The sequence below is a fragment of the Monashia sp. HAY1-2A genome, assembly GCF_056755315.1.
On the sequence record NZ_JBNDHY010000024.1, the window covers coordinates 1 to 21718 of the forward strand.

Sequence of the window (21718 nt, forward strand, 5' to 3'; positions counted from 1 at the left end):
CCCCCCCCCCCCCCCCACATTACTACGCGTCTCGTGGGCTCGGAGATGTGTATAATAGACAGACCCGATGTGGCGCGATGCCGTGGCCCGCGACCTCGCCGACGCCGGGTTCGAGGTCGTGGCGACCGCCGACGACGGACGCTCGGCGGTGGCGCGCACCCGCGCCACCGCTCCGGACGTGCTCGTCCTCGACCTCAACCTGCCCGGTCTCAGCGGGTCGCGGGTGTGCGCCGAGCTCGCCGCGGCCGGGGTGCCCACTCGGGTGCTCATCCTGTCGGCATCGGGCGACCACCAGGACGTCCTCGAGGCCGTCAAGGCCGGCGCGCTCGGCTACCTCGTCAAGAGCGCCGGGCGCGAGGAGTTCCTTGACGCCGTGCGGGCCACGGCCGCCGGCGACCCCGTGTTCACGGCCGGCCTCGCCGGCCTCGTCCTCGGCGAGTTCCGTCGGGCGCGCGCCGGGCGCAGCCCCGAGCGCGAGGTGCCCGAGCTGACCGACCGCGAGACCGAGATCCTCAGGTACGTGGCCACGGGCATGGGCTACAAGGACATCGCCGCCACCCTGTTCCTGTCGCACCGCACCGTGCAGAACCACGTGCAGAACATCTTCGGCAAGCTGCAGATGCACAACCGCGTCGAGCTCGTCCGGTTCGCCCTGGAGCGCGGCCTCGACCTCGAGGAGCGACCCGACCAGGGGCGCTGACCCGTGCGAGGGGTCGCGGTGCCACCCGGCGGGTCCCGGAGGCCCGGCGACCGGCCGACGGCGGAGGTATCGGGATGCGGACCCGGCACGGCAGGGGTGGGCACGGCGTCTACGCTGATCGGGTGAACATGAGGACCGTCACCGCCGATGTCGGTCTCGAGCCCGGGAACGGGTCCGAGGCCCTCGCCGCCCTCACGGCGGCCGCAGCCGAGCTCGAGGCCGGGCAGCAGCCCACGTGGCCCGACACGGCCGCGCTCTCCGAGGTGATCGAGACCCTCGCGTCGTATCCGCCGCTCGTCTTCGCCGGCGAGTGCGACATCCTCACCGCCCGGATGGGCGCGGCCGCCGTCGGCGAGGCCTTCGTCCTGCAGGGCGGCGACTGTGCCGAGACGTTCGCGTCGGCGACCGCCGACAACATCCGCGACCGCATCAAGACGATCCTGCAGATGGCCGCCGTCCTGACCTACGGCGCGTCGGTGCCCGTCGTCAAGGTCGGGCGGATGGCCGGCCAGTACGCCAAGCCGCGCTCGTCCGGCGTCGAGACCCGCGAGGGCGTGACGCTGCCCGCCTACCGCGGCGACATGGTCAACGACTTCGCCTTCCACGAGACCGCCCGCGTCCCGGACCCCCAGCGTCTCGTCCGGGCCTACCACGCGAGCTCGGCGACGCTCAACCTCGTCCGGGCCTTCACGACCGGCGGCTTCGCGGACCTGCGGCACGTCCACGACTGGAACCGTGGCTTCGTCGCCAACTCCGCCAACGCGCGCTACGAGAAGATCGCCAGGGACATCGACAAGGCGATGCGCTTCATGGCGGCCTGCGGCGCCGACTTCGACGCCATGCGCACCGTCGAGTTCTACGCCGCGCACGAGGCGCTCCTGCTCGACTACGAGCGGCCGCTGACCCGCATCGACTCACGCTCGGGTCGCCTCTACGACACGTCCGGGCACTTCGTCTGGGTGGGCGAGCGCACGCGCCGGCTCGACGGCGCCCACATCGACTTCGTCTCGCGCATCAGCAACCCGATCGGCGTCAAGCTCGGCCCCAAGGCCGACATCGACGAGGTGCTGCGCCTCATCGACAAGGTCGACCCGCAGCGCACGCCGGGCCGCCTCACCTTCATCACCCGGATGGGCGCGGGGACGATCCGCGACGCGCTGCCGGCCCTCGTCGACAAGGTGACCGCCTCGGGTGCGACGGTCACGTGGATCTGCGACCCGATGCACGGCAACACGTTCGAGAGCTCGACGGGCTACAAGACCCGCGACTTCGAGGACATCGTCGAGGAGGTCCGCGGCTTCTTCGAGGTGCACCGCTCGCTCGGGACGGTCCCCGGCGGCATCCACGTCGAGCTGACCGGCAACGACGTCACCGAGTGCCTCGGCGGTGCGGAGAAGATCATCGACTCCGACCTCGAGAAGCGCTACGAGTCGGTGTGCGACCCGCGCCTGAACCACCAGCAGTCGCTCGAGCTTGCGTTCCTCGTCGCCGAGATGCTCGGCCAGGCGTGACCGGACGGTGACGGCACCCGCGACGAGCCCGTTGCGGGCCGACCTGCTCAGCGACACCCTGACCAAGCCCACCCAGGCGATGCGGGCCGCCATGGCCCGTGCCGAGGTCGGCGACGACGTCTTCGGCGAGGACCCGACCCTGCGGGCCCTCGAGGAGCGCGTCGCCGACCTGCTCGGTCACGAGGCGGCGCTCTTCACACCGTCGGGCTCGATGGCGAACCAGCTCGGTGTGCGCCTGCACGTGCGACACGGTGAGGAGCTCGTCGGCGACTCCCTGGCCCACGTCGTGCGGGCCGAGCTCGGCGCGGCCGCGGTGCTGTCCGGCATCTCCTCGCGCACCTGGGTCTCCGAGCGGGGCCGCTTCCGGGCCGACGACGCCGCCTCGCTCATGGTCACCGGTGCGGGGCCGTACCAGGTGTGCACCGCGCTCGTGGTCGTCGAGAACACCCACAACTTCGGCGGCGGCACGGTGCAGTCCCTCGAGGAGATCCGCCGGGCGCGGACGATCACCCGCGAGCGCGGCGTGGCCATGCACCTCGACGGCGCCCGCCTCTTCAACGCCCACGTCGCCTCGGGCATCCCGGTCGCCGACTACGGGCGGGAGTTCGACACCGTGTCGGTGTGCCTGAGCAAGGGCCTCGGAGCCCCCGTGGGCAGCGTCCTGGCCGGGTCGGCCGAGGCCATGGCCGAGTCACGGATCTGGCGCAAGCGTTTCGGCGGTGGCATGCGCCAGGCCGGGATCCTCGCTGCCGCAGGCCTGTACGCGCTCGACCACCACGTCGAGCGCCTCGCCGACGACCACGCCCGCGCTCGCCGCACCGCCGCCGCGATGGCCGAGGCGGCACCCGGTTCGGTCGACCTCGCCACCGTGGAGACCAACATCGTCATCGTCGACGTCGCCGCGGCGGGCTGGACGTCAGCGGCGTTCGTCGCCGCGGCCCTCGACGCGGGGGTCCGTACCTACGCCGTGGGCCCGGGCGCGGTGCGCCTCGTGTGGCACCTCGACGTCGACGACGCGGCGACCGACGTCGCGGTCGACGTCCTCACCTCCCTGCTGCGCACCCCGCCGCCCACCTGACCCCTGCCTGCCGCGAACGCGGTCCTGGCCCGGACGGGACGTGGACGACTCTCAGACGATCGTCAGGTGGATCGTGCTGCCCTTGGGCACCGTCGTCCCCGCGGCGGGGTCCTGGGCGCGGACCTTCTTCTCGAAGAGGTCGCCGAAGGGGTACTGCTTGTCGACCGTGAACCCGAGGGCGGTCAGCGCCTTCTCCGCGAGGGCGTCCTGCTGGTCGACGACGTTGGGCACCTGGACCATGACCGGGCCCTTGGACACGACGAGCGTCACGGCGTCGCCGCGGTGCAACGTGCCGGAGGCGGGGTCCTGGGACACGACGTTGCCGGCCGGCACGGTGTCGCTGTTCACGTCCGCGCCGCGCCGCACCTGGAACCCGAGCTTGCCCAGCTTGGCGGCCGCGGCGTCGAACGGCGTGCCGGTCACCTTCGGCACGTCGATGGGCTCGGGGCCCTTCGACACGACGAGGTCGACGGCGGTGCCCCGCTTGACCGACGCCTCGGGGTCGGGCGACTGGGAGACGACCCGACCCTTCGGGACGGTCTCGCTCCACTGCTGTCTGGTGTCGCCGACGGTCAACGTCAGGGGCCCGAGGACGTCGACGGCGTCGGCGGCCTTGGTGCCCACGAGCTTCGGGACCGTGTAGCGCTCCTGGCCCTTGGACACGACGACGCGGATCGTGGAGTCCTTGGACAGCTGCGTGCCGGCACCGGGCTCGATGCGCAGGACGGTGCCCTTGGCGGCGGTCTCGGAGAACTCGTCCTGCTCGTCCATCGACAGGGACGCGGCCTGCAGGCTCGACCGCGCCTGCGCCACCGACTGGCCGACGAGCCCGGGCACGACCGTCGTGCCGCCCGGGCCCGCGGTGAACCACCAGCCCGCAGCCCCACCACCCAGCACGAGGAGCACCGCGGCGAACCAGGCCGGCCACCGTCGCCGGCGTCGGCGCTGCACCGGCATGGCCGTGAGCGGCATCGCCGTGGTGCGCTCGAGGACCGGGGTGGTGTGCAGACCGGTGAGCTCGCCCGTGTCACCGGGGGAGGCGGTCCGCGCCGAGGTGTCGGCCGCGGCCGGCGCACGGACGGCGGTATCGGTCCGGGGCGCGGTGCCGCGCCGGTCGAGGTCGGTCGGGGACAGCACACGGCGCACGTGGCGCAGCGCCGCGACGAGCTCGGCGGCCGAGTCGAAGCGGTGGTCCGGGTCGAGCGCGGTGGAGCGAGCGACGAGCTCGTCCAGCGGCCGCGGGACCTCCGGCACGAGCGTCGACGGCGCCGGGATGGACCCGTGCACGTGCTGGTAGGCGATCTGGATCGGGGTGTCACCGGTGACCGCCTTGCGCCCGGTCAGCATCTCGAAGAGCAGCAGGCCCGCAGCGTAGACGTCGCTACGGGCGTCGGCCTGGCCTCGCTCGACCTGCTCGGGGGACAGGTACGACACCGTGCCGAGGAGCACGCCGGTCTGGCTCGTGGCGGTCTGGTTCGTGATGGCGCGCGCCAGCCCGAAGTCGGCGACCTTGACCTCGCCGTCGTGGCGCACGATGACGTTCTCGGGCTTGACGTCGCGGTGGATCATGCCCGCCGCGTGCGCAGCGCGCAGCGCGAGGAGGATCGGCTCGAGGATGGCGAGGGCCTCGCGGGCGGTGAGCGGCGCCTCCTCGTGGATGACCTCGCGCAGGGTCTTGCCCTCGACGAGCTCCATCGCGAGGAAGACGTCGCCGTCGTCCTCGCCCTGGTCGAAGACGGCGACGACGTTGGGGTGGCTCAGGCGCGCCGCGGAGCGGGCCTCGCTGCGGAAGCGCTCGACGAAGACGTCGTCGACGGCCAGGCCAGGACGCATGATCTTGAGCGCGACCTCACGGTCGAGGCGTGCGTCGAGCGCCACGTAGACCGAGGCCATGCCTCCGTCTGCGAGGTGGGACAGGATGCGGTACCGGCCGTCGATCACCCGACCGACGAGGGCGTCCGCCACGCTGGACGTCACGGGCAGGAGTTTACGGGCTGACCCTGCGCATCCCGTGCAGGCGAGCCGCGGCCCCGCGCACCCGGGGGGAGGGTGTGCGGGGCCACGGTCTCCTGGGCTCCCGGGGGGTTGGGAGCGTCACATGCGGTCGTAGACCGCAAGGACGTTGGCGACGTACTTCTTCGTGTCCTCGTAGAGGCCCTTGGTGCGGACCGAGTAGAGGCCCTGGTAGTACCCGGCGACCGCCTGCTCCCGCGAGTCGGCCGAGGCGAGCAGCGCGCGGATGATGAGGACTCCACCGGTGACGTTGTCCCGCGTGTCGTAGCGGTCGAGAGAGCGCCCGGCCAGCTGGGAGGACCACGTCTCGGCGATCGGCATCAGCTGCATGACCCCGACGGCGTCGCTGAAGGACACCGCCCGCTGGTTCCACCCCGACTCGATCCATGCGATCGCGAGCGCGAGCTTGGGGTCGACGCCGTTGCGGGTCGCCGTCGCCCGGATGATGTCGGCCGTCTCGGTGCGGCTCGGGACGTCTCGGGCGGCGAGCTTGGCCTTGCTGGCTGCGACGGCCAGCTGGGTCTTCGTCGGCGTCGAGTAGCCGCTCGGCGGCGTCGGGCTCGGTGCCGGGCTCGCGGGCGCCGGTGCGCTGGCCACACCAGGCACGACGATGCGCTGACCGATGTAGATGAGGCCGGCGTTCTTGAGCTTGTTGGCGGCGAGCAGCTTGGTCAGGGACACCTTGTACCTGGCGGCGATGCCAGACATCGTGTCACCACGGACGACGACGTGGACGATGCTGCCCGCGGGCACGGAGACCGGGGCGGACGAGCCGGACGACGTGACGGCACCCCTGGCCGGCTTCGTCGGTGTCGCCGCGGACCGCGGCGTCGTGGCCGTCGCGGGCGAGCCGGGGACGAGCAGCCTCTGGCCCGGCAGGATCAGGCTCCCGCCGGCGGCGAGCCGGTTCTTGTCCACGAGCGCGCGCACCGTGGTGCGGTGGGCGATGGCGAGATGCCACAACGTGTCGCCGGGCCGGACGGTGATCGTCTTCCACGGCGTCGCGTGCACGGGCACGACGACGGCGTGGGGCGGCTGCGCCAGCGCGGCGACGTCGGCGAAGGGCATGTGGGGTCCTTTCCTGGGGCCCGGTTGCAAGAAATGTGGTGTGGAGGGGCTCTGGGAAGGGGCTGGTGGTGCGGTGAGCTGCTCGAGGCGGGTTCGCTGTCGTGCGGTCCCGGGACTCCTGTGAGGGATGGGGCGTGTGTGACGATATCGCATGATTGAGCGCTAAAGTAAAAATACAGCGATGTAATTCGGCGCTGGTCCGTGTGTCGCACTGCCCGGCTCGGGTGGCAGACTCTGACGACGTGAGCCAGAGCCCGAACACCGACTCCGCAGCACGCTCCCACGCCGGCCCCGACGCCGGTTCGGACCTCGTTTCCGACGCCGTTTCCGACGCCGTTCCTGAGACGGGTCCGTCGCACGACCTCGAGCGCCTCGTCGGGGAGTGGCTGACGGTGCCCGACGTCGCCGAACGGCTCGGGGTGCCGCTGGCGCGCGTGCGTCGCCTCATCGCCGACCGCGAGCTCCTCGCCGCGCGCGTCGGGGAGCGCCACGTCCAGTCCGTGCCGGCGAAGTTCCTCGACGACGAGGGCCCGCGGCCCGAGCTGCGCGGCACCTTCACGGTGCTGGCCGACGGCGGCATGCACGACGACGAGATCATCACCTGGCTCTTCACCCCGGACCCGACGCTGCCCGTCGAGGGGGCCCCGATCGACGCCCTGCGCGCCGGTCACAAGACCGAGATCCGCCGGCGCGCCCAGGAGCTCGCCTTCTGACGTGTCGGTCAGGAGTGGCGGTCAGGAGTGGCGGGCCGTCGAGACCGCGACGAGGCCCTCGAGGACGCCGAGGGCCTCGTCGGCGAGGACCCCGGTGTCCCGGGCCCGCGCCACGGCCGTGCCCGACGCCTCGGCGAGCTCGCCGATGAGCGCCTCGACGCGCTCGACGGCGCCGGTGCGGACGAGCACCTCGCGGATCGACTCGACGCCGGCGAGGTCGAGGTCGTCGCGGCCGAGCAGCCCCTCCACGAGACGGCGGTCCGGCTCCGACGCCGCATCGAGGGCGTGCGCGAGCAGGACGGTCCGCTTGCCCTCGCGCAGGTCGTCGCCGGCCGGCTTGCCGGTGGCCTCGGGGTCGCCGAAGACGCCGAGGAGGTCGTCACGGAGCTGGAACGCCTCGCCGAGCGCCAGGCCGTAGTCGGACAGCGGCTCGAGGGCGTCCTCGGGTGCTCCGCCGACGAGGGCGCCGATGAGCAGCGGGTGCTCGATCGTGTACTTGGCGCTCTTGAAGCGGATCACCTTGCGGGCCGAGGCGACCCGCGCCTCGAGGTCGAGACCGTCCCAGCCGCGCGCCGACTCGAGCAGGTCGAGGAACTGCCCACCCATGAGCTGGGTCCGCATGAGGTCGAACAGGCCCCGGCCCCGGGCCAGATCGGTGGCCGGCAGGCCGCACGACGAGTAGAGCTCGTCGCACCACGTGAGGCACAGGTCGCCGGCGAGGATCGCCGCGCCCTCCCCGAAACGGTCGGAGTCGCCGGACCAGCCGTGGTCGGTGTGGAGCGAGGCGACCGCCCGGTGGGCCGAGGGCTTGCCGCGGCGGGTGTCGCTGCGGTCCATGACGTCGTCGTGCAGCAGCGCAGCGGCCTGGAAGAACTCCATGCTCGCCGCGAGCCGCACGAGTGCGTCGGAGTCGGCGCCCCCGGCCGCGCGGTAGCCCCAGTAGAGGAAGCCGGCGCGCAGGCCCTTGCCCCCGGACAGCAGGCCTGAGACGGCGGACACGAGGGGCGCGGTCTCCTCACCGATGGCGGCGAGCGCCTGCGTCGCCCCCGCGACCTGGCCGTCGATCGCGTGCTGCACCCGACGGCGCAGCACGTCGAGGTCGGTGGGGGTCTGCACGGGCTCCTCCATCGAGTCGGGAATCGTGGTCAGCCTACGCGGGCGTCAGACCGCCCCGTGAACAGCCCACACACCCCGGACGGGGGCCGCCTAGGGTGAGCGGCATGGCGCACGGCACCGCATCCTCGATGGCTCGGGCGGAGCGGTTCACCCGGTCCATCCCGGCGCTCATCGAGGCCGACACCCCCACCTTCAGCTTCGAGTTCTTCCCCCCGAAGGACGACGCGGCCGAGGTGCAGCTGTGGCAGGCGGTCCGGCACCTCGAGAAGATCTCGCCGAGCTTCGTGTCGATCACCTACGGCGCGGGGGGCAGCACCCGGGACCGCACGGTGCGCCTGACCCAGCGGATCCTCGAGGAGACGACGCTGACGCCGATGGCGCACCTGACATGCGTCGGGCACTCGGTGTCCGAGCTGCGCGGCATCGTCGGGGCGTACGCCTCGGCGGGGGTGCGCAACATCCTGGCCCTGCGCGGTGACCCGCAGGGGGGCCTCGGGCAGCCGTGGGTCGCCCACCCGGAGGGGCTCGACCACGCCGACGAGCTCGTCGCGCTGGTCCGCGGGCTCGGCGACTTCACGGTCGGGGTAGCGGCGTTCCCCGACCGTCACCCCGAGTCGCGCGATCCCGCCGAGGACGCCGAGACGCTGATCCGCAAGGAGCGCGCCGGGGCGCAGTTCGCCATCACCCAGATGGTCTTCGACGTCGACAACTACCTGCGGCTGCGCGACGAGCTGGCCCGGCGCGGGTCGCAGCTTCCCGTCGTGCCGGCGATCATGCCGATCACGAACGCGCGCCAGGTCGTGCGCATGGCCCAGCTGGCCGGCCAGCCGATGCCGGCTGCCGTCACCGACCGCCTCGACCGGCTCGGGGACGACGCGGAGGGCGTGCGGGCCGAGGGCCTGGCCATCGCCACCGAGTCCGCGCGGCGCCTCCTCGACGAGGGTGCGCCGGGCATCCACTTCATCACGATGAACCGCTCGTCGGCGACGCTCGAGGTCTTCGGCCGGCTCTGAGGGTCGGCAGCGGCGTCGGTCGACGGCCTCGAGCGTCGCCGGGTCAGGCCGGCGGGTCCTTGGAGGCCTCGTCCGGGGCCGGCGGACGCGTCGGGCGGGCGCGGCCCGGCCGGCGGCCCGGCGGAGCCGTCGGCGGCGCCGCGGTCGGGACGGCGATGCCGCCCGCTCGCCCCATGCGTCGTAGCGCCGCTTGAGCCGGCGCAGGCGCCCGGCGAGCGTCCACACGAGCAGCCCCCCGGCCGCGAGGAGCAGCAGCGCGGTCGTCGCAGCCGCCCAGGGGTGGGCGATCGCCAGGGCCATGACGCCGGTGACGGTGACGTCCTCGCCCGTGCTGACGACGATGGTGCTGGCGGGCTCGGGCGAGGTGTTGACGATGCCCCGCAGTCCGGCCTTGACGCCGTGTGAGACCAGGGCCGTGACGCCACCGGTGGCAGCACCGACGGCGGCATCGAGGCTCGCGGTCTCGTGGCCGATGAGGTAGCCGATCGTGGCCCCGACGGCGGGCCGCACGACGGTGTGGACCGAGTCCCAGACCGAGTCGACGTAGGGGATCTTGTCGGCGACGAGCTCGAGGAGGAAGAGGACCGCCGCACCGACGAGGACGTCGGTGCGGGCGAGCGCGTCGGGGACCTGTCCGAGGTTGAAGAGGCGGTCGGCGAGGCCGAGGACGAGCACGACCGCGTACGCGTTGATGCCGCTGCCCCACCCGGTGGTGAAGGCCAGGGGGATGAGCTCGGCTCCCACGTCACTCCTTCGTCCAACCCGGCCTGCGGGGGCGGCGGGGTCCAGGCGCGGCCGGACGGCCGAGCCTCGGTCCAACGCTGCCGACCGTCCCGTAATCCCGAGGTGCGCGCAAGGGCTGCGAGGACGGCCGGTCGGGGCGCTGCCCTGCCGGGTGGGGCGCTGCCCTGCCGGGTGGGCGCGCACGAGAGACGGGCCCGGGCCCTGGACGGACGGGACCCCTGCGCCCTTCCGGCCACGGGCCGGACCCGTGGTGACCCACTCTGGTCGAGCACGTCCACGTGGACCTGAGCACCGGTACTCAGGTCCACGCAAACCGCCCCGAACGTGAGCAAACACGGCCTGCGCCGCCGGCCGTCGGATCGCCTTGACACGGTGTCGGCGGCAGGGGTTACGCTGGTCGAGTTCGAACAGGTGTTCGAGTGTTCATCGTTCAGTCCAGTCGTCGGTTGGGGTGTCGGCCGTCCGTGTGGGGCGCGGGCAGCCAGGGTCGTGACCTCCCGCCTCGACGTGTCCGAGGGAGACGTGTCGTGGTGCGCAGGTTCAGTGATGCAGTGCAGGTCAGGGTCCGGTTCGAGCAGGACGGATCCCAGGTGACGGGTGCCTCCCGGGCCGGTGCAGGTGCAGGCCCGGATGCAGGTCCGGGTGAGGCTCCGGTCGACGGCGCCGCCCGGGAGCGGCCCGAGGCCTTCATCTGGAAGGGCCGCCTCTACGTCGTGCGGGAGGTCCTCGCGCAGTGGCGGGAGCGGCGGGCGTGGTGGCACGACGCCCTCGACGCCGAGGAGGCGCAGGTGCGCCCCGGCGAGACGCTCCTCGCCGCCGCGAGCGAGCAGCACGTCTGGCGGGTCGAGGCGAGCCCTGGGTGGTCGTTCACGCCCGGGGTCTACGACCTCGCCCACGACGCGTCCCCCCGCGGTGACCGCTGGTCGCTCGTCCGGGTCGCCGACTGATGCCCGCCACACCAGCCACCGTCCCCGCGCTTGTACCCGCGCCTGTCGAGAGGAGCCGACCCGTGGCCACCGCACCGTTGCACCGCCCGCCCATCTCCGTCGCCGTGCTCACCCTGCTCGACCGCTCGAGGGGCAGCCTCGAGTCGGCCTGCCGCGTGAGCGAGGCCACCGAGCGCTACCGCGACGCCCACCTCGGGGCCCTGCGCGCCGCCGCCGCGCTGGTCGCGGCCCGGACGGCGCCGACGCCGCGGTCCCGACCCCGCAGCGTCTGGCAGGTGCTGCCCCTCGTCGCCCCCGAGCTGGGGGAGTGGGCCGCGTTCTTCGCCGCGTGCTCCGCACGCCGGTCCGTCGTCGACCGCGGGGGCCACATCGCGCCGCGCGAGGCCGACGACCTGCTCCGGCAGGCCGAGATGTTCCTCGAGATCGTCCAGGACCTGCTCGGCGTGCCGATCGCCGTCCCGCTGCCGCGGACCATCACCCCGGTCTCGTCCGGGCCGAGGAGCCGTGCGAGCGGGGCATGACGAGCACGACCACCAGCACGACGCCCCGGGCGGTCGGCCCGAGGTCCGGGGCGGGAGCCGGCCGCGTCGGCGACAGCTTCGTGCACCTGCACGTCGCGAGCGGCTACTCGATGCGCTACGGCACCGCGACACCCCGCCAGCTCGTCGAGCGGGCCGCCGCCTGGGGCCAGCCGGCGCTCGCCCTCACCGACCGCGACGGGCTCTACGGTGCAGTCAAGTTCGTCCGCGCCTGCATGGAGCACGACGTCGCCCCCGTCCTCGGTGTCGACCTCGCCCTCGAGCCGCCGCGCACCGGCCCGACCGGTCGCCCGCGTCGGTCCGAGCACAGCCGCACGCCGGTTCGCGGGGGTGCTCTCGTCGACCCGCGCCTGCCGCGCGTCACCGTCCTCGCCCGCGGCCGGGCCGCGGGGCTGCCGCCCGGCCTCGGGTGGGCCGCCCTGTGCCGGCTCGTCACGGCGACCCACCTGCGGGGCGAGCGGGGCACCCCGGTCACGACGCCCGAGCTCCTCGCGGAGCACGCGCGCCCCGGCGGCCCGCTCGCGTCGGGGGAGGGTGGCACCCCCGGCCCCGGGACCCTGCCCGTCACCTCCGGTGTCGACCCGTCGAGGCGGGCGGACGCCGGACCCGCACCGCTCGTCGTCCTCCTCGGCCCCGACTCCGACGTCGGCCGCGCGGTCCTCGCCCGGCGACACGGCGATGCACGGGCGGCCCTCGAGCGATGGGTCGCGCTGCTGCCGCCCGGCGGCCTCGTCGTGGAGGTCGTGTGCCACGGCGGTCCCGAGCACCTGCCGGCCAGCCTCGGCCAGGCCGGCCGGATGCTCTCCCTCGCCCGCGAGGTCGGCGTGCCGAGCGTCATCACCGCGGCGGTGCGCCACACCGACCCGCAGGACGCCGCCGTCGTCGACGTCCTCGACGCGGCCCGGCGCCTCGTCGCGCTCGACGCGCGCCACCTGGACCGCGTCACGACCGCCGGCCACCTCGCGCCGACGCCGGTCATGCACGCCCTCGCCCGCGACGTCGTCCAGGTGTCGGGCCCGGGGCTCGTCGGCGGCGGGGCGCTCGCCCGCGAGCAGGCCCACGAGCTCGTCGCGCGCACGACCGCCCTCGCCACCGAGTGCGTCCAGGACCCGCGTGCAGACCTCGGCATCGGCTCGGTGCACCTGCCCGAGCCCGACGTCCTCGGCATCAGCGCGGGCACCGACCCGCAGCACGTGCTCGCCCGACGCTGCCGCGAGTCGATCGCGACCCGCTACCCCGACCGGTCCGGGTCCGGGCTCGCCGCCGTCGGCGACCGTCTCGAGGACGAGCTCGGCGTCATCGAGACCCTCGGCTACGCGACGTACTTCCTCACCGTCGCCCAGGTGTGCGACCTCGTCCGCGAGATGGGCGTGCGCGTCGCGGCCCGCGGCTCGGGCGCCGGGTCGCTCGTCAACTACCTGCTCGGCATCTCCGGCGTCGACCCGATGCGCCACGGCCTGCTCATGGAGCGGTTCTGCTCACCGCTGCGCGCCGAGCTGCCCGACATCGACATCGACGTCGAGTCGGCCCGCCGCACCGAGATCTACGAGCGGATCCTCGACCACTTCGGGGGCGACCGCGTCACGTGCGTCTCGATGATGGACACCTACCGGGTGCGCCACGCGATCCGCGACGCCGGTGCGGCGCTCGGCCTGCCGCCGCCCGAGATCGACGCCATGGCCAAGGCCTTCCCGCACATCGCCGCCCGCAACGTGCGCCACGCCCTCGCCGAGCTGCCCGAGCTGCGCGCGTCGGGTCTCGACGTGCCGCGCCTGCAGCTGATGTTCGACATCGTCGAGCGGCTCGACGGCCTGCCACGGCACATCGCGCTGCACCCGTGTGGCGTCGTCCTGTCCGACTCCGCGCTCCTGGACCGCACGCCCGTGGAGGCCAGCTGGCTCGGCTTCCCGATGAGCCAGTTCGACAAGGACGACGTCGAGGAGATGGGCCTGCTCAAGCTCGACGTCCTCGGCATCCGGATGCAGTCGGCGATGGCGCACGCCGTCGAGGAGGTCGAGCGGGTCGACGGCGTCCGGGTCGACCTCGACGACGAGGAGCAGGTGCCCTTCGACGACGAGCCGACCTTCGAGATGATCCGCTCGACCCGCACCCTCGGCTGCTTCCAGATCGAGAGCCCCGGCCAGCGCGAGCTCATCGGCAAGTTCGGCCCGCAGACCTTCGAGGACCTCATCGTCGACATCTCGCTGTTCCGCCCGGGACCGGTCAAGAGCGACATGATCGTGCCGTTCCTCAACGCCCGCCAGGGGTGGAAGGAGCCGGCGTACCTGCACCCGACGCTCGTGCCCGCGCTCGAGGAGACCGAGGGCGTCGTCGTCTTCCACGAGCAGGTCCTCAAGATCGTCGCCGAGACCACCGGCGTCAGCCTCGCCCAGGCCGACGAGGTGCGCCGCGCCCTCGGCAGCCCGGCCGGGCAGCTGGAGGTCGAGGCGTGGTGGCGTCCGGCGGCGAGGGCGCGCGGCTACGCCCCCGAGGACGTCGACCGCATCTGGGAGGTCCTCAAGGCGTTCGCCTCGTTCGGGTTCTGCAAGGCGCACGCGGCGGCTTTCGCGCTGCCGACCTACCAGTCGGCCTTCCTCAAGGCGCACCACCCGGCCGCGTTCCTCGCGGGCGTCCTCACCCACGACCCCGGCATGTACCCCAAGCGGCTCATCCTCGACGACGCCCGCGCCTTCGGCATCACGATCCTCGGCCTCGACGTCAACGCCTCCACCGGCACGTACCGGTTCGAGCGCACCGAGGACGGCGGCGAGGCCATCCGCCTCTCGCTCGCCGACGTGCACGGCATCAGCGAGGCCGAGGTCGCCCGCATCGTCGCCGGCCAGCCGTACTCGAGCCTGTCCGACTTCTGGCAACGGGCGCAGGTGTCGCGGCCCGTCGCCGAGAAGCTCGTCCTCGCCGGGGCGTTCGACACGATCCACGACATCGACCTCGTCGGACCCTCCCGACTCGACGACGCCGGCGGGTTGACGCGCCGGGCCCGCAGCGGCCTCGGTCGGCGAGGCCGGGTCACCCGGCGTGACCTGCTCCTGCACGTCGCCGAGCTCGACCGGTGGTCCTCCTCGCAACGCCGGTCGAGCCGGCGCGTCGCGGCCGCGAGCCGGTCCCGCGGACGGGTCACGTCGGTGTCGGCCACCGGCGACATCCGCGCCCTCGCCGCGGCACAGTCGCAGGCGTCGTCGGGCGCCCCCGAGCACCTCGCCACCCAGCTGACGCTCGACCTCGGTGACGCGCCCCGGCTCACGGCGACGAGCGGCCTGCCCGAGATGACCGGCCCGGAACGCGTCCGGGCCGAGCTCGAGGTGCTCGGCCTCGACGCGTCCGGCCACGTCGTCGACTTCTACCGGCCGCTGCTCGACGCCCTCGGCGTCACGAAGGCCCGTGACCTCCTCGACGGTCGCAGCGGCCGCGAGGTGTGGGTCGCCGGGGTCAAGGTGGCGACCCAGACCCCGCCGATCCGCACCGGGCGCCGCGTCGTGTTCCTCACCCTCGACGACGCGACCGGTCCCGCCGACCTCACCTTCTTCGAGGACGTCCAGGGCCCGTACGCGACGACGGTGTTCCACTCGTGGCTCATCCTCGCCCGCGGCCTCGTGCGCCGCACCGGTCCGCGCGGCGTCTCGATCCGGGCCACCGGAGCCTGGGAGCTGTCCGCGCTCCAGGAGGCCTGGACCACCGGCGGCCTCGAGGCCGTCCACGCGGCGCTCGAGGAGGCCGACCGGGCGGCGTGGGAGCGCGCCGGAGCCCTCGAGGGACCAGGGTCCGGCGTCGGGGAGACCGCGGAGGGTCGACGCGTCCTCGTCCACGCGTCGGGGTTCAAGCAGTCGCCGTACGCGGACATCCGCCCGGCAGGCGAGGAGGTGCGCGGCGCCCGCGGCACGGCCGGGCTCGTCCCGCCCGACCCGTTCGGCGGCGCCGCTGCCACCGGTGGCGGCCCCACCGGCGGCCCGCCACGCAAGCTGTGGCACGCGAGCCCGGGAAGCTCGGGGCACTAGGGTGAGGATGCACCCGAACCACCACATCGACCCCGTCGTCGGCCTGTCCGTCGCGCCCGCCGTGCCAGCCGTGCCCGCCATGCACGTCACCGGCCGCGTCGCCCCGACCGACGTCCGGGGCGAGCGAGCCCCCCGACGGAGGACACCGTGCCCGACGAGCAGCGCCCCCAGCGACGCGGCGGGGCCCGGCCCTCGGCCGTCGTGTCGGCGGTCGGACGCATCGCGAGCGACCACGCCGAGGACCTCGGACGCCCGCTCGACGTCCTCGACCTCGGTGGCGGCACCGGTGGGGTCGCCGTCCCGCTCGCCGTGGCCGGGCACCGCGTCACCGTCGTCGACCCCAGCCCCGACGCGCTGGCAGCCCTGGCCCGGCGCGCCCGCGAGGCCGGCATCGTCGACCGCGTCACCGGCGTGCAGGGCGACGGCGACACCCTGGCGAGCGTCCTGGCCGACCGGTCCGTCGACCTCGCCTGCTGCCACGGAACCCTCGAGTTCGTCGACGACCCCGCGGCCACCCTGCGCGCGCTGGCCGCGGCGCTGCGTCCGGGCGGCGTCCTGTCGCTGCTCGTGTCCGGCCGGCTCGCCGTCGTGTTCGCCAAGGCGATCGCCGGCGAGTTCTCCCAGGCCCGGGCGGCACTCGTCGACCCGTCCGGCCGGTGGGGCGGAACCGACCCGCTTCCCCGCCGCTTCGACGCCGAGCGGCTCGAGGCGCTCCTGCTCGACGCCGGGTTCACCCGCGTCCAGGTCCGTGGCACCGACATCGTCGGGCACCTCGTGCCGGCCTCTCTCGTCGACTCCGACGCCGACCGCGCGGCGCTCACCGAGCTCGACGACCTGCTCGTCTCCGGTCCCGGCCGCGAGTTCCTGCGGACGCTCGGCAATGCCCTGCACGTCGTCGCCCACCGCGACTGACGGGTTCGCCGGGGCCGGGCTCGCGACGGTGGGGTCCCGGTGAGCCGGCGCCAGTTCACCGCCCCGCTCCGGCCGGACGGGCAGCCACCCGACGACACCGGGTGCACCGTCCTGCACGTCGACATGGACGCCTTCTACGCGTCGGCCTCGCTCATCTCCCGGCCCGACCTGCGCGGCAAGCCCGTCATCATCGGGGGAGCGGGTGGTCGTTCGGTGGTCCTGTCCGCGACGTACGAGGCCCGCGCGTTCGGCGTGACGTCCGCGATGCCGATGGCCCGCGCGCGGCGGCTGTGCCCGCAGGCCGTCGTCATCGAGCCGGACCACCGGCGCTACGCGGCCATCTCCGACGCCGTCATGGCCACCTTCGAGACGGTCACCGACTCCGTCGAGCCACTCTCCCTCGACGAGGCCTTCCTCGACGTGGCCGGGGCGGTGCGGCGGCTCGGCAGCCCGACCCGGATCGCCCAACGGCTGCGCGACACGATCGCCGACGAGCAGGGGATCACGTGCTCGGTCGGGGTCGCGCCGACGAAGTTCGTGGCCAAGCTCGCCTCGAACCTCGCCAAGCCCGACGGCCTCCTCGTCGTGCCCCGTGACGAGGTCGTCTCGTTCATCCACCAGCTGCCCGTCGCCGCCATCTGGGGCGTCGGCGACAAGACCGAGGAGCACCTGCACCGCCTCGGCCTGCGCACGGTCGCCGACCTGGCCCACACCCCGGTCGAGACCCTCCAGCGGGCCCTCGGCGACGTCGCCGGCCTGAGCCTGCACGACCTCGCGTGGGGTCGCGACCCGCGCCGGGTCGTGCCCGAGCGGCGCGAGAAGTCGATCGGCGCCGACGAGACCTTCGCCCACGACATCGACGACCCGGTGCGCATCCACCGCGAGCTGCTCCGGCTCGCCGACCGGACCGCCGCCCGGGCCCGGTCGGCCGGGATGTCGGGGCGCACCGTGTCGATCAAGGTCCGGTTCGCCGACTTCACGACGATCACGCGGGCCAGGACGCTGCGTCACCACACCGACGTCTCGCGCGACATCTACGCCACCGCACGTGAGCTCTACGACCGGCTCGGGCTCCAGCGGGCCCGCATCCGGCTCGTCGGCGTGCGCCTCGAGGGGCTCGTCCCGACCGAGAACGCCCCCATCCAGGCGCGCCTCGACGAGCCGGAGAAGGGGTGGCGCGACGCCGACCGTGCCGTCGACCGGGCGAGCGCCCGGTTCGGTGCCGGGTCGGTCCGTCCGGCGAGCCTCATGCGTGAGCCGACCTCGGGTTCCCAACGTGAGACGCGCGACCTATCCTGAAGGAAAGAAACCCCGTCGGCTCTCACCGGCCTACGATTCGGTGACAGTCGAGATCGCACAGGGAGGTGCCGAGTGGCACTCTCGGAACACGAGGAAGCCCTGCTCCAGCAGATGGAGGAGGCCCTCTACGCCGAGGACCCGCGCTTCGCGTCGCGGATCCGCAAGACCAAGTCGCGTGGTGCCGGGCGAGGCAGGATCGTCGCCGGCGTCATCGCCGGTGTGGCGGGCCTCGCGCTCGTCGTGTTCTCCGCGATGAGCAGCACGATCTGGCTCGGTGCGGTGGGTTTCGCGATCATGGTCGCCGGCATCGTCTACGCCATCACCCCGTCCAAGGCGCGGCTGGCCGCCGTCGATGCCGACGGCACCCCGAAGCCGCGCACCGGCGGTCGGCTCCGCGCCCCCAGCCCTCGGCAGGGCACGTTCATGGAGCGCCTCGAGGAGCGCTGGGAGAAGCGTCGCCGCGACCAGTGGTGACCTGGACGGCGACACCGGAAGCGACACTCGAAGCGACACTCGAAGCGACACTCGAAGCGACACTCGAAGCGACACTGAAAGCGACACCGAAGCACCGGCACGAACGGAAGGCCGCCACTCCCTCGGGACGGCGGCCTTCGTGCGTCACGCGCGACGCTCGGGTGTCAGAGGCGGCTGTGAGAAGGGCCACGTCAGGGACGCGTGAGGTAGACCCCCGCGACCCAGGTGGCGAGGATGCCGAGCGCCGTGAGCAGCTCGATGCCCATGCTCGTGACGACTGCACGCACGGCCTCCCGGGTGGCTGACCAGGCCCGAGCGTGCTCGCGGTGCTTGACGCGCTCGAGCAGGTAGACGGTCAGCACGAAGCCGAGCGGGCCGCCGACGACCGGCACGACGAAGAACCCGACGACCGCCACGAGGGCAGCGACGGTCACGAGCGTCGAGTCGACACCACGACGCGTCAGGCGCCGGCCCGGCACGAGGTACTTGGCCGTGAGGCCCACGGCGAACACGACCGTCGCGAGGGCGAGCACGACCCAGCCGGCGGCGTCCTGGCGCAGCAGTGCCCAGGCGAGCGCGCCTCCCCAGACCAGGACGAGACCGGGCAGGACGGGCACGACGACGCCAGCGGTCCCGACCAGCATCACGCCCAGGATCACGAGGTTCGTCTCGGTGATCACGGGTCAGCCGGTCGGGACCGCTGTGCGGGTGTGGGACGCGTGGCGTCCGCGCTGTGCTGCCGGACCCCGGTCAGCGCTCGTCGACGGGTGCGGACGCCGGCGTCTCGATGAGCCGGGCCGTCTCGTCGTGGATGTCGACGGCCTTGTCCATGAGGGCCGGCAGGTGCTGCCGTCCGTGGTGGGCGCAGAAGAGGAGCTCACCGCCGCCGACAAGGCGAGCGCGGATGTAGGCCTGGGCGCCACACCGGTCGCAGCGGTCTGCTGCAGTCAACTCGGGTGCCAGTGCTGTCGTCATCTCAGTGCTCGCCTTCTCTCTGTTCCTCGCGGGGCCTCCCTAGGGAGATCCCTGCTTGCCCGAGGCTCCGGGCGCCTGCGTCGCCCCTTGCTCTCGCGGTCCTTCCAACAGTGAATCACGCGGAATGCTTCCCCGATGGCACGCTCGGCTGCAAGGCACTCGCAAGATTCCCGGATCGTTACCGACTGTCCGGGGTTCGCGGCGGCAGGGGCCGCGGAGGCCGACCTCGGAGGGGTCGCCGCGAGCCTGCGGGGCGTCGTCGGCGAGGGGAACTAGGCTGCGGGTGCCGGTGGGCCCGAGCCCCCTGCGAGGTCCGACCTCCGGCGAGCAGCTCCGACGAAACGAGAGAGAACCGACACCCGTGGCCTCCGCCTCCCGCCCCGCTCCCTCCGGCAACGGCGACTACACCGCGCGTCACCTGCAGGTCCTCGAGGGCCTCGAGGCCGTGCGCAAGCGTCCCGGCATGTACATCGGCTCGACCGACCAGCGCGGTCTCATGCACTGCCTCTGGGAGATCATCGACAACGCCGTCGACGAGGCCCTGGCGGGGGTCTGCACCGACATCGAGGTCATCCTCGGCTCCGACGGGTCGATCGAGGTGCGCGACGACGGCCGGGGCATCCCCGTCGACATCGAGCCGCGCACGGGGCTGTCCGGCGTCGAGGTCGTCTTCACCAAGCTGCACGCGGGCGGCAAGTTCGGCGGCGCCTCCTACGCGGCCACGGGTGGTCTCCACGGCGTCGGGGCGTCCGTCGTCAACGCCCTCTCGGCCCGGCTCGACGTCGAGGTCGACCGGGGCGGCAAGACGTACGGCATGAGCTTCCGTCGGGGCGAGCCCGGCACCTTCACCGACGCCTCGGGCGCCCCCCACTCGCCCGACGCGTCCTTCACGCCGTACGAGAAGAAGAGCGCCCTGCCCGTCGTGGGCAAGGCCAAGCGCGGGGTCACCGGTTCCCGCGTGCGGTTCTGGCCGGACCGGCAGATCTTCCTCAAGGACGCCGAGCTGGATTATGACGCGATCCTCGGACGGGCCCGCCAGACCTCCTTCCTCGTGCCGGGCCTGCGTCTGGTCATCCGCGACGAGCGGCGGCTCAAGGGCACCCCCGGCGAGGAGGGACCCATCGAGGAGGTGTTCCAGCACGACGGCGGCATCACCGACTTCGTCGAGTTCCTCGCGCCCGACACCCCGATCACCGACGTGTGGCGCCTCGAGGGCTCTGGGACCTTCACCGAGACCGTTCCGGTCCTCGACGTCAACGGGCACATGACGCCCACCGAGCTCGAGCGCGAGTGCGGTGTCGAGGTGGCGCTGCGGTGGGGGCAGGGCTACGACACGAAGGTCCAGTCCTTCGTCAACATCATCACGACGCCCAAGGGCGGCACCCACGTCGCCGGCTTCGAGCAGGCGCTGCTCAAGGTCTTCCGCCGACAGCTCGAGGTCAACGCGCGCCGGCTCAAGGTCGGCAACGACAAGCCCGAGAAGGACGACGTCCTCGCCGGGATGACGGCGGTCGTCACCGTCCGGCTCGCCGAGCCGCAGTTCGAGGGACAGACCAAGGAGGTCCTCGGCACGAACGCGGTGCGCGCCATCGTGGCCCGCGTCGTCGAGAAGGAGCTGACCGAGCGGCTCACGTCACCGAAGCGTGGCGACAAGGCACAGGCCGCCCTGCTGCTGGAGAAGGTCGTCTCGGAGATGAAGTCGCGCATCAGCGCGCGGCTGCACAAGGAGACCCAGCGTCGCAAGAACGCCCTCGAGAGCTCGAGCCTGCCCTCGAAGCTGCGCGACTGCCGCACCACCGAGGTGGGCCGCTCTGAGCTGTTCATCGTCGAGGGCGACAGCGCCATGGGCACGGCCAAGGAGGCCCGCAACAGCGAGTTCCAGGCGCTGCTGCCGATCCGCGGCAAGATCCTCAACGTCCAGAAGGCGTCCGTCTCGGACATGCTGAAGAACGCCGAGTGCGCCTCCATCATCCAGGTCATCGGCGCCGGGTCCGGCCGCAGCTTCGACCTGGAGGCGGCCCGCTACGGCAAGGTCATCATCATGACCGACGCCGACGTCGACGGCGCCCACATCCGCACCCTGCTGCTGACCCTCTTCTTCCGGTACATGCGTCCGCTCGTCGAGGCCGGTCGCGTCTTCGCGGCGATGCCGCCGCTGCACCGGCTCGAGGTCATCAACGCCGGTGCGCGCAAGAACGAGCTCATCTACACCTACAACGAGCTCGAGATGCGCCGGACCGTCGCACGCCTCGAGAAGTCGGGCAAGAAGATCAAGCAGCCGATGCAGCGCTACAAGGGTCTGGGCGAGATGGACGCCGACCAGCTGGCCGACACGACGATGGACCCCCGGCACCGCACGCTGCGCCAGGTGACGATGCGCGACCTCGAGGCGGCCGAGCGGGTCTTCGAGCTGCTCATGGGCAACGAGGTGGCCCCGCGCAAGGACTTCATCGTCGAGTCCGCGAGCGACGTCGACCGCGAGCGCATCGACGCCTGAGGCGTCGTCCTCAGGACGCCACCGGGGGTGGCGTGCTTACGATGTGCCTGCCGGCGGGGCTCCCTCCGGCGGCTGCGTCGAGAAGGGGTGTCGAAGGTGGGCGACG

General features: G+C 73.1%; 17 protein-coding genes and 1 pseudogene. 12 read left to right on the forward strand and 6 right to left on the reverse strand.

The window, feature by feature from the left end; all coding sequences use genetic code 11:
* Nucleotides 1-67: 67 nt before the first annotated feature.
* From ACPYOM_RS05495 to ACPYOM_RS05505, 3 genes are all read left to right on the forward strand, one after another.
* Complete coding sequence (locus ACPYOM_RS05495) at nt 68-700, forward strand: response regulator (RefSeq protein WP_481345197.1); 633 nt, start codon at nt 68-70, stop codon at nt 698-700.
* Nucleotides 701-774: 74 nt separating this feature from the next.
* The gene (locus ACPYOM_RS05500; RefSeq protein WP_481341032.1) at nt 775-2211 is read left to right on the forward strand and encodes a class II 3-deoxy-7-phosphoheptulonate synthase; all 1437 of its coding nucleotides are present in this window, start codon (nt 775-777) and stop codon (nt 2209-2211) included.
* 7 nt (nt 2212-2218) lie between these two features.
* The gene (locus tag ACPYOM_RS05505; RefSeq protein ID WP_481345198.1) at nt 2219-3289 is read left to right on the forward strand and encodes a threonine aldolase family protein; all 1071 of its coding nucleotides are present in this window, start codon (nt 2219-2221) and stop codon (nt 3287-3289) included.
* A gap of 51 nt (nt 3290-3340) precedes the next feature.
* Here the strand turns inward: ACPYOM_RS05505 and pknB are convergent, their stop codons facing one another.
* Both pknB and ACPYOM_RS05515 read right to left on the reverse strand, forming a co-directional pair.
* Entirely contained in the window at nt 3341-5266 is a 1926-nt protein-coding gene (pknB, locus tag ACPYOM_RS05510; RefSeq protein WP_481345199.1) for a Stk1 family PASTA domain-containing Ser/Thr kinase, read from the reverse strand.
* A 117-nt stretch (nt 5267-5383) separates the two neighbouring features.
* The gene (locus tag ACPYOM_RS05515) at nt 5384-6370 is read right to left on the reverse strand and encodes a lytic transglycosylase (protein WP_481341029.1); all 987 of its coding nucleotides are present in this window, start codon (nt 6368-6370) and stop codon (nt 5384-5386) included.
* 386 nt (nt 6371-6756) lie between these two features.
* Here ACPYOM_RS05515 and ACPYOM_RS05520 point away from each other — a divergent pair, with 386 nt between their 5' ends.
* Nucleotides 6757-7083 (forward strand): Rv2175c family DNA-binding protein, encoded by a 327-nt coding sequence (locus tag ACPYOM_RS05520; protein ID WP_481341036.1) that lies wholly within the window; start codon nt 6757-6759, stop codon nt 7081-7083.
* Between the two features lie 21 nt (nt 7084-7104).
* Here the strand turns inward: ACPYOM_RS05520 and ACPYOM_RS05525 are convergent, their stop codons facing one another.
* Nucleotides 7105-8211: a polyprenyl synthetase family protein gene (locus tag ACPYOM_RS05525; RefSeq protein ID WP_481341028.1), complete on the reverse strand. Its 1107-nt coding sequence runs from the start codon at nt 8209-8211 to the stop codon at nt 7105-7107.
* Between the two features lie 92 nt (nt 8212-8303).
* Between ACPYOM_RS05525 and metF the strand changes: the two genes are divergently transcribed.
* Nucleotides 8304-9212: a methylenetetrahydrofolate reductase [NAD(P)H] gene (gene metF / locus ACPYOM_RS05530; protein WP_481341027.1), complete on the forward strand. Its 909-nt coding sequence runs from the start codon at nt 8304-8306 to the stop codon at nt 9210-9212.
* Nucleotides 9213-9452: 240 nt separating this feature from the next.
* Here the strand turns inward: metF and ACPYOM_RS05535 are convergent.
* Nucleotides 9453-10292, reverse strand: a pseudogene (locus tag ACPYOM_RS05535) (DUF4126 domain-containing protein); the annotation flags it as partial.
* Nucleotides 10293-10507: 215 nt separating this feature from the next.
* On the opposite strand from ACPYOM_RS05535, the gene ACPYOM_RS05540 reads away from it, so the two are divergent.
* The 6 genes from ACPYOM_RS05540 (at nt 10508) to ACPYOM_RS05565 (ending at nt 18140) form a co-directional block, all read left to right on the forward strand.
* On the forward strand, nt 10508-10903 hold the full coding sequence (locus ACPYOM_RS05540) for a DUF6504 family protein (RefSeq protein WP_481345201.1): 396 nt from the start codon (nt 10508-10510) through the stop codon (nt 10901-10903).
* Nucleotides 10904-10965: 62 nt separating this feature from the next.
* On the forward strand, nt 10966-11424 hold the full coding sequence (locus tag ACPYOM_RS05545) for an SAV_6107 family HEPN domain-containing protein (RefSeq protein ID WP_481341024.1): 459 nt from the start codon (nt 10966-10968) through the stop codon (nt 11422-11424).
* Nucleotides 11421-15455: a DNA polymerase III subunit alpha gene (locus ACPYOM_RS05550; protein WP_481345202.1), complete on the forward strand. Its 4035-nt coding sequence runs from the start codon at nt 11421-11423 to the stop codon at nt 15453-15455. Before ACPYOM_RS05545 ends, ACPYOM_RS05550 begins: the two co-directional genes overlap by 4 nt.
* Before the next feature lie 147 nt (nt 15456-15602).
* Nucleotides 15603-16367 (forward strand): class I SAM-dependent methyltransferase, encoded by a 765-nt coding sequence (locus ACPYOM_RS05555; RefSeq protein ID WP_481341023.1) that lies wholly within the window; start codon nt 15603-15605, stop codon nt 16365-16367.
* Nucleotides 16368-16406: 39 nt separating this feature from the next.
* Nucleotides 16407-17666, forward strand: coding sequence for a DNA polymerase IV (dinB, locus tag ACPYOM_RS05560; RefSeq protein ID WP_481345203.1), 1260 nt, complete (start codon nt 16407-16409; stop codon nt 17664-17666).
* A gap of 72 nt (nt 17667-17738) precedes the next feature.
* Nucleotides 17739-18140 (forward strand): DUF3040 domain-containing protein, encoded by a 402-nt coding sequence (locus ACPYOM_RS05565; protein ID WP_481341021.1) that lies wholly within the window; start codon nt 17739-17741, stop codon nt 18138-18140.
* Between the two features lie 191 nt (nt 18141-18331).
* Here the strand turns inward: ACPYOM_RS05565 and ACPYOM_RS05570 are convergent, their stop codons facing one another.
* Both ACPYOM_RS05570 and ACPYOM_RS05575 read right to left on the reverse strand, forming a co-directional pair.
* On the reverse strand, nt 18332-18820 hold the full coding sequence (locus ACPYOM_RS05570; protein WP_481345205.1) for a DUF456 domain-containing protein: 489 nt from the start codon (nt 18818-18820) through the stop codon (nt 18332-18334).
* A gap of 70 nt (nt 18821-18890) precedes the next feature.
* A complete protein-coding gene (locus ACPYOM_RS05575; RefSeq protein ID WP_481341019.1) occupies nt 18891-19115 on the reverse strand; it encodes a DUF7455 domain-containing protein in 225 nt (74 codons plus the stop codon).
* 361 nt (nt 19116-19476) lie between these two features.
* On the opposite strand from ACPYOM_RS05575, the gene ACPYOM_RS05580 reads away from it, so the two are divergent.
* A complete protein-coding gene (locus tag ACPYOM_RS05580) occupies nt 19477-21612 on the forward strand; it encodes a DNA gyrase/topoisomerase IV subunit B (RefSeq protein ID WP_481345206.1) in 2136 nt (711 codons plus the stop codon).
* Nucleotides 21613-21718: the final 106 nt, after the last annotated feature.